Origin of the sequence: Pseudomonas sp. AU12215 (assembly GCF_001675465.2) — a bacterium.
Taxonomy (GTDB): Bacteria; Pseudomonadota; Gammaproteobacteria; order Pseudomonadales; family Pseudomonadaceae; genus Pseudomonas; species Pseudomonas nitroreducens.
This window is the reverse complement of record NZ_MACM02000192.1, coordinates 34,733-47,749: the sequence shown is the minus strand read 5'-3', so window position 1 is coordinate 47,749 and position 13,017 is coordinate 34,733. Positions and strand designations below refer to the sequence as shown.

Sequence of the window (13,017 nt, the reverse complement as noted above, 5' to 3'; positions counted from 1 at the left end):
CATGAATCGACCTGTCTTGCGACACGCCCCGGACCTGGCCCGACACCTTGGATTGGCGCTGGCCATCGCCGCAGCCGCCGGTTGCGCCGGCCTGCCCGACCAGCGACTGGCCCAGGAAGCCCTGGAGCGCGGCGACATCGCCACCGCCCAGGCCAACTTCCAGGCCCTGGCGACCATGGGTTACGCCGACGCACAGGTCGGACTGGCCGACATGCAGGCCGCCACCGGCGACCCTGACGAGCAGGCCCGCGCCGAAAAGCTCTACCGCGAAGCCGCCGAGAGCTCGCCGCGCGCCCGCGCCCGCCTGGGCAAGTGGCTGGCAGCCAAGCCCGGCGGCACCGACGCCGAGCACCGCGAAGCCGAGCAACTGCTGACCCGTGCCTTCGACGAAGGCGAGGACAGCGCCTTGGTGCCGCTGGTGGTCCTCTACCTGCAGTACCCGCAGGCCTGGCCGAACGTGAACCCGCAGCAGCGCATCGACCAGTGGCGCGCCCAGGGACTGCCGCAGGCGGACCTGGCGCAGATCATCCTGTACCGCACCCAGGGCACCTACGACCAGCACCTCACCGAAGTCGAGCAGGTCTGCCAGCGCTGGCTGAACCGCATGGACGTGTGCTGGATGGAACTGGCCACCGTGTACCAGAAGCAGGGCAACGCGGATAAGCAGAAGGCCCACATCGAAGCACTCAAGGCAGGCTGGAAGGCCGGCCGCGTGCCGTCCGAGCGCGTCGAGTCGGTGGCCGGCGTGCTGGCCGATCCGAACATCGGTACCGCCGACCCGCAGGCCGCGCAGGCGCTGCTCACCGAGATCGCGCCGACCTACCCGGCCGCCTGGGTAAGCCTCGCCAAGCTGCAGTACGACAACCCCGACCTGGGCGACCTCGACCAGATGCTCGACTACCTGAAGAAAGCCCAGGACGCCGCCCAGCCCCGCGCCGAGCTGCTGCTCGGGCGCCTCTACTACGACGGCAAGTGGGCCCCGCAGGAGCCGCAGAAAGCCGAGCAGCACCTGCTCAAGGCCGCCGCCAGCGAACCCCAGGCGCACTACTACCTGGGCCAGATCTACCGCCGCGGCTTCCTCGGCCAGGTCTACCCGCAGAAGGCCGTGGATCACCTGCTGATCGCCGCCCGCGCCGGTCAGGCCAGCGCCGACATGGCCCTCGCCCAGCTGTATTCGCAGGGCCGTGGCGTGCGCCCGAACCTGGTCAACGCCTACGTCTTCGGCGAACTCGCCCAGCGCCAGCAGGTGCCCACCGCCAGCGACCTGATGGCGCAGCTCGAACCGCAGATCCAGCCGGCCGACCGCAGCGCCGCGCAGCAACTGCTCAAGCGTGAAGAACAGGCTCGCGGCGCCAACTGGCAAGCCACCGTCAGCCTTCTGCAGAACAACCAGGAACAAGAAAACCTATGAAGCGCATCGATCCGATGACCACCCCGCCGTTTGCTCTTATCGAAGGGATTAAGCCGCGAGCTCTGGCTACCGCTGTTCGCCGCGCCCGCCTGTTCCCTGCCATGTTCGGCGTCGGCCTGAGCCTGGCTGGCACCCTGTTCGGCAGCCTCGCCCATGCGGCAGAAGAGCCGCCGAAGAACGTCGGCATCGACATCAAGGTCACCGCCGAATCCGAGGATGATCGCGACCTGGGTACCGCCCACGGCGGCGACCTCAACGGCATCGGCCTGGACCTGCGCCCCTGGGCCTTCGGCCAGTGGGGCAACTGGAGCGCCTATGTGATGGGCCAGGCAGTTGCCGCCACCGACACCATTCAGACCGACACCCTGCAGAACGACGACGTCAACAACGACAGCAGCGGTCGCAGCGACAACAAGCGCGAGCCGGACGACGCCTACCTCGCCCTGCGCGAATTCTGGGTGGACTACGCCGGCCTCACCCAGTACCCCGGCGAGCACCTGCGCTTCGGTCGCCAGCGCCTGCGCGAAGACAGCGGCATGTGGCAGGACACCAACATCGAGGCCCTGAACTGGACCTTCGACACCACCCTGCTGCGCGCCCACCTTGGCGCCGCCCAGCGCTTCTCCGACTACCGTACCGACATCACTGACCTGGCGCCGGACGACAAGGACCGCACTCACGTGTTCGGCGACATCTCCACGCAGTGGATGCCCCAGCACTGGGTCGGCCTGCGCGTGCACCACGCCGACGACAGCGGCAGCCTGCCGGACCCGGGTGAAACCGTCGACTCGCTGGACAAGCGCTCCACCGGCGACCTCACCTGGGTTGGCATCGAGGCCAACGGCGACGGCTACAACTGGCGCTCGCAGATGCCCATCAACTATTGGGCCAGCGCCACCTGGCTCACCGGTAACCGCGACCGCCTGACCACCGTCCCGGTAAACGGCGAGCGTGTCGCCGCCGGCAAGCAGAGTGGCGATGTGGATGCCTACGGCGCGGACCTGGGCCTGCGCTGGAACATCGACGAGCAGTGGCGCGTCGGTGGCGCCTACGCCCGTGGCAGCGGCGGCGGCAAGAACGGCGAAGACCAGTTCGAACAGACGGGCCTGGAGAGCAACCGCTCCAACTTCACCGGCACCCGGGCCCGCGCGCACCGCTTCGGCGAAGCCTTCCGCGGTGAGCTGTCGAACCTTGAGGCCGCCACGCTGTTCGGCTCCTGGCAGCTGCGCGACGACTATGACGCCAGCGTCATCTACAACAAGTTCCGCCGCGTGGACAGCGATTCGGACATCGGCAACAGCGGCATCACCGCGCCGCTGGTCAATGACTCCAAGGACATCGGCCAGGAAGTCGACCTGGTCGTCACCAAGTACTTCAAGCAGGGCCTGCTGCCGGCCTCGATGAGCCAGGCGATCGACGAGCCGTCGGCGCTGATCCGCTTCCGTGGCGGCGTGTTCAAGCCCGGCGATGCCTACGGCAGCCATGTCGACTCGACCATGCACCACGCCTTCGTCGATGTGATCTGGCGCTTCTGAGGACTGTAGCGATGACTATCCGAGCACCCTTCCCCGCTCCAACACCCTCACCCCAGCCCTCTCCCAGGGGGAGAGGGGGCGCTCTGGCGTTGGGTTGCGTGCCGTGCCAGCCGATCGCTCCGAACAGCTCCCTCTCCCTCCGGGAGAGGGTTGGGGTGAGGGGGGCGCAAGGCCTGCGCAAGTCCAGCGCCGTGCAGTGGTCCACCCTGCTGCTGGGCAGCGTGCTGCTGGCCACCACTCCGGCCTGGGCGGCGCAGCCCGCGGCCAAGGCCCAAGCCAGCGCCGCCCAGGCCAAGAAGGCCGACGCCGCAAAAACAGGCGAGGCCACCGAGGACGAAAACGCCCCGGCCGAACAACCGGGCGCCGAGCCGGGCCACACCCAGACGCTCAAGCAGTCGGGCAACTACACCGTGACCGCCGCGCCCAGCGAACCGCTGCACCTGGAACCGCCCAAGCTGCCCGACCTCAGCGGCTACACCGCCGAAGCGGTGGAGAACAAGATCGAGCGCAAGAAGCCCGGCCGGGCCCACATCGAGCGGATGGTCCAGCAACAGCCGCTGAAGGAATTCACCGGCGGCAAGAACCGTCTCGCCGAATGGGTGAAACGCCAGCGCCAGATGCCCCAGGCAATCTTCATCGACGGCGGCTACGTCAACCTCGCAGACCTCGTCGGCAAACTGCCCAAGACCGCGCTGGAACAGACCGAGCCGGGCGTCTACATCGCCCGCCTGCCCATCGTCGTCAGCCAGGGCGCGACCCTGGAAGTCGACGGCAAGGTCAAGGAACTGCGGCTGTCCCAGGACCGCGGATCGTTCCTGGTCAACGACGGCAAGCTGTTCGTGCGCGACACCAAGGTCACCGCCTGGAACGAGGCGAAAAACGAACCGGCCTGGTTCAAGACGCCCAACGAGTTCCGCCCCTTCCTGATCTCCTGGGGCGGCGCCGAGGCCTACCTGGTGAACAGCCATTTCACCAGCTTCGGCTACAACGCCTCGAAGGCCTACGGCATCTCCATCTCGCAGTACAGCCCGGGCATGGACAAGACCATGAAGCGTCCGCGCCCGCAGGGCTGGGTGCTCGACTCGACCTTCGAGGACGCCTGGTACGGCTTCTACTGCTACGAGGCCGACGATCTGGTGGTGCGCGGCAACACCTACAAGAACAACATCGTCTACGGCATCGACCCGCATGACCGCTCGCACCGTCTGATCATCGCCGAGAACACCGTCTACGGGACGAAGAAGAAGCACGGCATCATCGTTTCCCGTGAGGTCAACGACAGCTGGATCATCCACAACAAGACCTACGACAACCACCTTTCCGGGATCGTCCTCGACCGTAATTCCGAGCGCAACCTGGTGGCCTACAACGAGGTGTACCGCAACCACTCCGACGGCATCACGCTCTACGAGTCCGGCGACAACCTCATCTACGGCAATCAGGTGCTGGCCAACCTGCGCCACGGCATCCGCATCCGTAACAGCGTGAACATCCGCCTGTACGAGAACCTCGCGGCCGGCAACAAGCTGATCGGCGTCTACGGCCACATCAAGGACCTGACCGACACCGACCGCAACATCGACCTCGACCCCTTCGACACCAAGGTCTCGCTGATCGTGGTCGGCGGCAAGCTGGCCGGCAATGGCTCGGGCCCGCTGTCGGTGGATTCGCCGCTGTCGCTGGAGCTCTACAAGGTGGCCATGCTCGGCCCGACCAAATCTTCCGGCATCAGCTTCAACGGCGTGCTCGGCGAGAAGCAGGACCAGATCCTGGACCTGCTGGTGCGCCAGCAACGCGCGGTGCTGATCGACCCCGTCGAAAGCCAGGCCGAACTGCAGAACTGAGGACCGACCATGAAACGTATGACCGTCAATTTCCTGCGCCTGTCGGGCCTCACCGCCGGCCTGCTGCTCGCCCACCACACCCTGGCCGCCGACGCGCCGAGCTACACCGCTCAACCGGCCGCCGGCCTGTGCCCCACCGCGTCCAACGACGCGGCGTACAACACCAAGTACCTGGGCTTCTTCACGCACCTGGTGCCGGCCCAGGAAGACTGGCTGTTCCGTACCACCTACGACCTGCGCACCGACTTCGGCACCAGCGCCGAAGGCTGGCGCGAGCTCAAGCAGTTGCGCGACGAACTCAAGCGCAAGGGCATCGACCTGGTCGTCGTCTACCAGCCCACCCGTGGGCTGGTGAACCGCGAGAAGCTCAACCCGCAGGAGAAGGCCAGCTTCAACTACGACCTGGCGAAAAAGAACTACCAGGCGGCCATCGCCCAGTTCCGCAAGGCCGGCATCTACACCCCGGACTTCTCGCCGCTGTTCGACGAGAAGCAGGAGCACCCCTACTACTTCAAGGGCGACCACCACTGGACGCCATATGGCGCGATGCGCAGCGCGAAGATCGTCGCCGAAACCCTGAAGGAAATCCCCGCCTACAACGACATCCCGAAGAAGGAATTCGAGAGCAAGCGCGTGGGCCTGCTGTCCAAGCTGGGTACCTTCCACAAGGCCGCCGCGCAGCTGTGCGGCAGCAGCTACGCACCGCAGTACGTCGACCGCTTCGAGACCGAGCCGGTGGGCGATTCGGGCGGCGGCGACCTGTTCGGTGAGGGCGGCGATGCCCAGGTTGCGCTGGTGGGTACGTCCAACAGCGGCCCGGCCTACAACTTCGCCGGCTTCCTGGAGCAGTACGGCAAGGTCGACATCCTCAACAACGCCGTGTCCGGTGGCGGCTTCGACAGCTCCCTGCTGGCCTACATGACCAGCAAGGAATTCCACGACAAGCCGCCGAAGATCCTCATCTGGGAATTCGCCACCCACTACGACATGGCGCAGAAGAGCTTCTACCGCCAGGCCATGCCGCTGGTGGACAACGGCTGCGCCGACGGCAAGCCGGCCATCAGCCGCAAGGTCAAGCTGCACGCGGGCAGCAACGAGGTGCTGCTCAACAGCGGCGCCCTGCCGATCCGCTCGGGCAGCTACACCGCCGACGTCACCTATTCCGACCCCGGCGTACACGAACTCAAGAACACCATCTGGTACATGAACGGTCGTCGCGAGCAGCTGAAGATCGAGCAGTCCAAGGCCGTGGATACCGGCGGACGCTACGTCTTCGAACTGCGCAACGACGAAGACTGGTCGAACCAGCAGTTCCTCTCCCTGGAGATCGAGGCGCCGGATGACATGCCGGCGGGCCTGGAAGTCGAGGCCAAGCTCTGTCAGACGCCCAAAGCCAAGTCGGCCGACGTGGCCGCCAACTGAAGCGAGGGACGAGAACCATGCCCAGCCTCCACAAGATCAAGACACCCGTTGTCGCCCGCATCGGCCTCACCATCGCGGTCCTCGGCGCGCTGTTCGGCGAGAGCACCACCTACGCCGCCGACCTGATGCCGCCGCCGGGTTACTTCTCCGCCGTCGGCGACAAGGGCAGCAAGAAGGACGCGGACAGTTGCCCTGCCGCCCCGACGCCCTACACCGGCAGCCTGCAGTTCACCAGCAAGTACAAGGGCTCGGACTCGGCACGCTCGACGCTGAACGTGGATGCGGAGAAAGAGTTCCGCAGCCAGATCAAGGACATCACCGACATGGAGCGCGGCGCAACCAAGCTCATCACCCAGTACATGCGCAGCGGCAACAAGGGCGACCTGGACTGCGCGATGAGCTGGCTCGTTAGCTGGGCCAAGGCCGGTGCGCTGGAAAGCAGCGACTACAACCACACCGGCAAGTCCATGCGCAAATGGGCACTGGGCAGCCTGTCGTCGTCCTACATGCGCCTGAAGTTCTCCAGCAGCCGGCCGCTGGCCGCCTATGGCGACCAGTCGAAGGAGATCGAGAACTGGTTCAGCACCCTGGGCAGCCAGGTGGTGCGCGACTGGAGCGACCTGCCGCTGAAGAAGATCAACAACCACTCCTACTGGGCCGCCTGGTCGGTGATGTCCACCGCCGTGGTGACCAACCGCCGCGACCTGTTCGACTGGTCGGTGCAGGAGTTCAAGGTCGCCGCCAACCAGGTGGACAACGACGGCTACCTGCCCAATGAACTCAAGCGCCGCCAGCGCGCCCTGTCGTACCACAACTACTCGCTGCCGCCGCTGACCATGATCGCCGCCTTCGCCCAGGTGAACGGCGTCGACCTGCGCCAGGAAAACAACGGCGCCCTGCAGCGCCTGGCCAACCGCGTGATGCAAGGCGTGGATGACCAGGACGCATTCGACGAGAAGACCGGCAACGACCAGGACATGGGCGACCTGAAGGAGAACAGCAAGTTCGCCTGGCTGGAGCCCTACTGCGCGCTCTACAGCTGCGCACCGAAGACCCAGGACTGGAAGAAGAAGATGGAGCCGTTCAACAGCTTCCGCCTGGGGGGTGAAGTGACCAAGGTTTTCAACCGTCAGGGGGCGGGGAGCTGAAGCAGCGCCCGCCTCCTTGAGGAGGCCAGAGCCCCTCACCCTGACCCTCTCCCGGAGGGAGAGGGGACCGTCCGAGCATTCGGGCAGCACTGAGCCAGCCGGCGAGCGCGAAAACAACCGCCGCACGGATACCCCCTCTCCCTTCGGAGCGGGGCGCGCAGCCAGGGCTGGGGTGAGGGCAAACCCTCGCTCCGAAGCAACAGCAACACCACCCGACCCACGCAATAAAGACGTGAGCGGGCGCAACAGATTGAGCACCACATGGGGAGGAATTGGCGGGTTGCCCCGGCCTTTCCTCAAGGCGTCGAGAAGACGCCGGAAGGTCCGGAGCCACTCAAGGTTTGAAGCTCCAGAGAGAGACGCGGAATGGTCTTTTCTTCCAACGTGTTCCTGTTCCTGTTCCTGCCGGTCTTCCTCGGCCTGTACTACCTGAGCGGGAACCGTTACCGGAACCTTCTGTTGCTGGTCGCCAGCTACATCTTCTACGCCTGGTGGCGGGTGGACTTCCTCCTGCTGTTCGCCGGCGTCACCGTATTCAACTACTGGATCGGCCTGCGCATCGGCGCCGCCGGCGTACGCACCAAGGCCGCCCAGCGCTGGCTGCTGCTCGGCGTGGTGGTCGACCTCTGCGTGCTGGGCTACTTCAAGTACGCCAACTTCGGCGTGGACAGCCTCAACGAGATCATCACCTCGTTCGGCATGCAGCCCTTCGTGCTGACCCACATCCTGCTGCCCATTGGCATCAGCTTCTACACCTTCGAATCGATCAGCTACATCATCGATGTGTACCGCGGCGATACCCCGGCCACGCACAACCTGATCGACTTCGCGGCCTTTGTGGCGATCTTCCCGCACCTGATCGCCGGCCCGGTGCTGCGCTTCAAGGACCTGGTCGACCAGTTCAACCACCGCACCCACACCGTCGACAAGTTCGCCGAAGGCTGCACCCGCTTCATGCAGGGCTTCGTCAAGAAGGTGTTCATCGCCGACACCCTGGCCGCGGTGGCCGACCACTGCTTCGCCCTGCAGAACCCCACCACGGGTGACGCCTGGCTCGGCGCGCTGGCCTACACCGCGCAGCTGTACTTCGACTTCTCCGGCTACAGCGACATGGCCATCGGCCTGGGCCTGATGATGGGCTTCCGCTTCATGGAGAACTTCAACCAGCCCTACATCAGCCAGTCGATCACCGAGTTCTGGCGGCGCTGGCACATCAGCCTCTCCACCTGGCTGCGCGACTACCTGTACATCAGCCTGGGCGGCAACCGCGGCACCACCTTCCAGACCTACCGCAACCTGATCCTCACCATGCTGCTGGGCGGCCTGTGGCACGGCGCCAACGTCACCTACATCATCTGGGGCGCCTGGCACGGCGTGTGGCTGGCCATCGAACGCGCCCTGGGGGTGAACGCCGCGCCGCGCGTGCTCAACCCGCTGAAGTGGGCCTTCACCTTCCTGCTGGTGATCGTCGGCTGGGTGATCTTCCGCGCCGAGAACCTGCACGTGGCCTGGCGCATGTACGAAGCCATGTTCAGCTTCGGCGACTGGAAGCTCTCCGAGCTCAACCGCGCCAGCCTCACCGGCCTGCAGGTCGGCACCCTGGTGATCGCCTACCTCGTGCTGGCCTTCTTCGGCATCCGCCAGTTCTACAACCAGCCGATGCAGGACAAGGCACCCAAGGCCGCCGCGAAGACCGAACAGGTCAACGCCGACGGCCCGGCCAGCGCCCAGCCGCGTACCCCGGCCATGGCCCGGCAGGACCCGGCCGCCATCGCCTATTCGCCCAGCGGCGCCGCCGTCTACCAGCCGCACTGGATGTCCCAGCTGCCGGTACTGGCCACCCGACTCGCCCTGCTCCTGCTGTTCGCCGCTTCGGTGCTCAAGCTTTCGGCGCAGAGCTACTCGCCGTTCCTCTACTTCCAGTTCTGAGCGAGGCCGGATCATGCAATCGACCACTCAACCCAAGATCAGCAAACCCCTGCAGTACGCCTACATCGCCGCCTTCGGCGGCATGCTGCTGGGCCTGGCCGGCTGGTCGCTGAAGGCTTTCCCGAGCTTCTCCGCCGCCGAAGGCACCACCGTGCTCAACGGCAAGCTGGCCCACGCCTTCGAAGGCCACTACGACGACGAATTCCCCATCAAGCGCCTGGGCACCAACCTCTGGGCCGCGCTGGACTACACCGTCTTCGACGAGGGCCGCCCCGGCGTGGTGATCGGCAAGGACGGCTGGCTGTTCACCGATGAAGAGTTCAAGCCCGCGCCGACCCAGCAGCAGCTGGAAGACAACTGGGCGCTGGTGCGCGGCGTGCAGCAGGAGCTGGAACGCCGCGGCGTGAAGCTGGTGCTGGCGATCATCCCGGCCAAGACCCGCCTGTATCCCGAGTTCGTCGGCAAGGAACAACCCGCCGCCCTGCACGCATCGCTCTACAGCGACTTCCTGCAACGCGCCCGCCAGGCCGGCATGGCCGCGCCCGAGCTGCTGGGGACGCTGGAAAAAGCCAAGGACAACGGCCAGGTGTTCCTGCGCACCGACACCCACTGGACTCCACTGGGCGCCGAGGCCGTGGCGCAGCGCCTGGGCGAAAGCATCCGCCAGGGCCAGGGTGCCGACCTGCCGACCCAGACCTTCGTCACCGAGGCCGGCAAGAGCGGCGCGCACAAGGGCGACCTGCTCACCTTCCTGCCGCTGGACCCGCTGTTCACCGAGCTGCTGCCGCCCGAAGACCAGCTGGAACAGCGCCAGACCCATCCGGCCGACGACGCCACGGCGGCATCCGAAGGTGGCGGCGACCTGTTCGGCGACAGCGCCCAGCCGCAGATCGCCCTGGTCGGCACCAGCTACAGCGCCAACCCGCGCTGGAACTTCGCTGGCGCGCTGAAGCAGGCGCTGTCGGCAGACGTCATCAACTACGCCAAGGAGGGCAAGGGCCCCCTGGAACCGATGCTCGAACTGCTGCAGGACGAAGGCTTCAAGAAAGCCCCGGCCAAGCTGCTGGTCTGGGAATTCCCCGAACGCTACCTGCCGATGCACAGCGACCTCAGCCAGTTCAACCAGGACTGGCTGGCGCAACTGCGTGCGGACGGTAACCGCGACGAACGCCTGGCTTCCAACCAGGCCGCTCACTGACCCGAACACCCACGGCGCACCAAGCGCTGGAACTGGGCACCTCTTGTGCCCCCCAAGAGAGAAAGACGGAGGTACACCCCATGAACCGACTGAGCATTCGCACCCTGAAGTCGTCCGCCCTCGCCCTCGCCCTGGGCGCCGCTTCCTTCGGCGCCTTCGCCGGCGGTGAAGGCGCGCTCTACGGCCCGCAGGCACCCAAGGGCTCCACCTTCGTGCGGGCTTACAACGCCGGCAGCTCGGAGCTGTCCGTCAGCGTCGGCAACGCCACCCTGAACGACATCTCGCCGCTGGGCTCCAGCGACTTCAAGTTCCTCCCGCCGGGCAACTACACCGCCAAGGTCGGCTCCCAGAGCCTGCCGGTGAAGCTTGATCCGGACGCCTACTACACCCTCGTCAGCCAGCCCGGCGGCCAGCCGCGCCTGGTGCCCGAGCCGCCGTTCAAGAACAAGCAGAAGGCCCTGGTCCGCGTGCAGAACCTCAGCGGCAAGGCCCTCACCCTGAAGACCGCCGACGGCAAGACCGAAGTGGTCAGCAACGTCGCCCCGCAAAGCCACGGCGACCGCGAGATCAACCCGGTGAAAGTCAACCTCGCCCTGTTCGACGGCGCGAAGAAAGTCAGCGACCTCAAGCCCGTCACCCTCGAGCGCGGCGAAGTGGTCTGCCTCTACGTCACCGGTGACAGCAAGCTGAACCCGGTGTGGGTCAAGCGCCCGGTGAAGGCGGACTGATCCATGCGCCGGCGGATGCTGCATGGCCACTCCCAACCGGAGTGCGCGCGAGGCGCCACACCTCCCGCCGGCACGAACTGCCTGCCCTCCCCTTGGCGAGGGTCCTGGGGCGCGCGAGCAATTGACGCGCCCCGCTCCACCCAGAACAACAAGACCGGCCCAGCACCGGCAGAAGAACCCGTGCGCCGCAGCGACGGCAAGCACTGGAGAGGTCACCCAAACCGCAGGCCGGTCCGCACGACGCGGCTCGGCAGACAGAACGCAAACGCTTAAGGAGAAACCCGATGATCCCAGTAATTCTTTCCGGTGGCAGCGGCTCGCGACTCTGGCCTCTTTCGCGCAAACAGTATCCCAAGCAGTTCCTGGCCCTGACCGGCGACCACACCCTGTTCCAGCAGACGCTGGAACGCCTGGTGTTCGAAGGCATGGAGCCGCCCGTCGTGGTGAGCAACCAGGAACACCGTTTCATCGTCCAGGAGCAGCTCGAAGCGCTGAACCTGAAGACCCAGTCCATCCTCCTCGAACCCTTCGGCCGCAACACCGCCCCAGCGGTCGCCATCGCCGCCATGAAGCTGCTCGCCGAAGGCCGCGACGAACTGCTGCTGATCCTCCCGGCCGACCATGTGATCGACGACCAGCGCGCCTTCCAGCGTGCCCTGGCGCTGGCCACCAACGCCGCCGAGAAGGGCGAGATGGTGCTCTTCGGCATCCCTGCCAACCGCCCGGAAACCGGCTACGGCTACATCAAGGCCGGCGACGAGCGCGGCCTGCCGGACGGCGTCATCCGCGTCGAGCGCTTCATCGAGAAACCCGACGAAGCCCGAGCCCAGCAGTTCGTCGAGGACGGCGGCTACTTCTGGAACAGCGGCATGTTCCTGTTCCGCGCCAGCCGCTTCCTCGAGGAACTGAAGAAGCACGACGCCGACATCTACGACACCTGCCTGCTGGCCCTGGAGCGCAGCCAGCACGATGGCGACCTGATCAGCATCGACGCCGCCACCTTCGAGTGCTGCCCGGACAACTCCATCGACTACGCCGTGATGGAAAAGACCCGCCGCGCCTGCGTGGTGCCGCTGTCCGCCGGCTGGAACGACGTCGGCAGCTGGTCGTCGATCTGGGAAGTGCACGACAAGGACGATGACGGCAACGTCACCATGGGCGACGTGATGGTCCACGACAGCCACAACTGCCTGGTGCACGGCAACGGCAAGCTGGTCTCGGTGATCGGCCTGGAGGATATCGTGGTCGTCGAGACCAAGGACGCCATGATGATCGCCCACAAGGACCGCGTGCAGGACGTCAAGAAGGTGGTCAACCAGCTCGACGCCGCCGGCCGCAGCGAGACCCAGAACCACTGTCAGGTCTATCGTCCGTGGGGTTCCTACGACTCGGTGGACATGGGCGGCCGCTTCCAGGTCAAGCACATCTCGGTCAAGCCGGGCGCGCGCCTGTCACTGCAGATGCACCACCACCGCGCCGAGCACTGGATCGTCGTCTCCGGCACCGCGCAGGTGACCTGTGACGACAAGACCTTCCTGCTCACCGAAAACCAGTCCACCTACATCCCGATCGCCTCGGTCCATCGCCTGGCCAACCCCGGCAAGATCCCGCTGGAAATCATCGAGGTGCAATCGGGCAGCTACCTGGGCGAGGACGACATCGAGCGTCTGGAGGACGTCTACGGCCGCACCACGGAGAACGTGGAACTCCAGGCTGTAGTTCGCTAAGCCCCGGGCCCCGGCGCTTCCCCCCATCGGCGCCAATGCCCCCGCACCATTCGGTGCGGGGGCTTTTTTATGGGC

9 protein-coding genes are annotated in these 13,017 nt (G+C 66.0%); all 9 read left to right on the top strand.

Features of this window, described 5'->3' with window-relative positions; all coding sequences use genetic code 11:
• Position 1: 1 nt before the first annotated feature.
• The 9 genes from algK (at position 2) to A9513_RS34445 (ending at position 12,942) form a co-directional block, all read left to right on the top strand.
• A complete protein-coding gene (gene algK / locus A9513_RS34485; protein WP_038803576.1) occupies positions 2 to 1,411 on the top strand; it encodes an alginate biosynthesis TPR repeat lipoprotein AlgK in 1,410 nt (469 codons plus the stop codon).
• Positions 1,412 to 1,512: 101 nt separating this feature from the next.
• Positions 1,513 to 2,946, top strand: a complete 1,434-nt coding sequence (locus tag A9513_RS34480; RefSeq protein ID WP_065086699.1) for an alginate export family protein — start codon at positions 1,513 to 1,515, stop codon at positions 2,944 to 2,946.
• Between the two features lie 155 nt (positions 2,947 to 3,101).
• The gene (algG, locus tag A9513_RS34475) at positions 3,102 to 4,790 is read left to right on the top strand and encodes a mannuronan 5-epimerase AlgG (RefSeq protein WP_065086678.1); all 1,689 of its coding nucleotides are present in this window, start codon (positions 3,102 to 3,104) and stop codon (positions 4,788 to 4,790) included.
• A 9-nt stretch (positions 4,791 to 4,799) separates the two neighbouring features.
• Positions 4,800 to 6,212, top strand: coding sequence for an alginate O-acetyltransferase (locus A9513_RS34470; protein ID WP_037015972.1), 1,413 nt, complete (start codon positions 4,800 to 4,802; stop codon positions 6,210 to 6,212).
• A 35-nt stretch (positions 6,213 to 6,247) separates the two neighbouring features.
• Positions 6,248 to 7,360, top strand: a complete 1,113-nt coding sequence (locus tag A9513_RS34465) for a mannuronate-specific alginate lyase (protein WP_065086698.1) — start codon at positions 6,248 to 6,250, stop codon at positions 7,358 to 7,360.
• Between the two features lie 366 nt (positions 7,361 to 7,726).
• Positions 7,727 to 9,289 (top strand): MBOAT family protein, encoded by a 1,563-nt coding sequence (locus A9513_RS34460; RefSeq protein WP_024765847.1) that lies wholly within the window; start codon positions 7,727 to 7,729, stop codon positions 9,287 to 9,289.
• A gap of 13 nt (positions 9,290 to 9,302) precedes the next feature.
• The gene (locus tag A9513_RS34455; RefSeq protein WP_065086677.1) at positions 9,303 to 10,487 is read left to right on the top strand and encodes an alginate O-acetyltransferase; all 1,185 of its coding nucleotides are present in this window, start codon (positions 9,303 to 9,305) and stop codon (positions 10,485 to 10,487) included.
• An 80-nt stretch (positions 10,488 to 10,567) separates the two neighbouring features.
• Entirely contained in the window at positions 10,568 to 11,215 is a 648-nt protein-coding gene (locus A9513_RS34450) for an alginate O-acetyltransferase AlgF (RefSeq protein ID WP_024765849.1), read from the top strand.
• A 284-nt stretch (positions 11,216 to 11,499) separates the two neighbouring features.
• Positions 11,500 to 12,942, top strand: coding sequence for a mannose-1-phosphate guanylyltransferase/mannose-6-phosphate isomerase (locus tag A9513_RS34445; protein ID WP_065086676.1), 1,443 nt, complete (start codon positions 11,500 to 11,502; stop codon positions 12,940 to 12,942).
• The last annotated feature ends 75 nt before the right edge of the window (positions 12,943 to 13,017 follow it).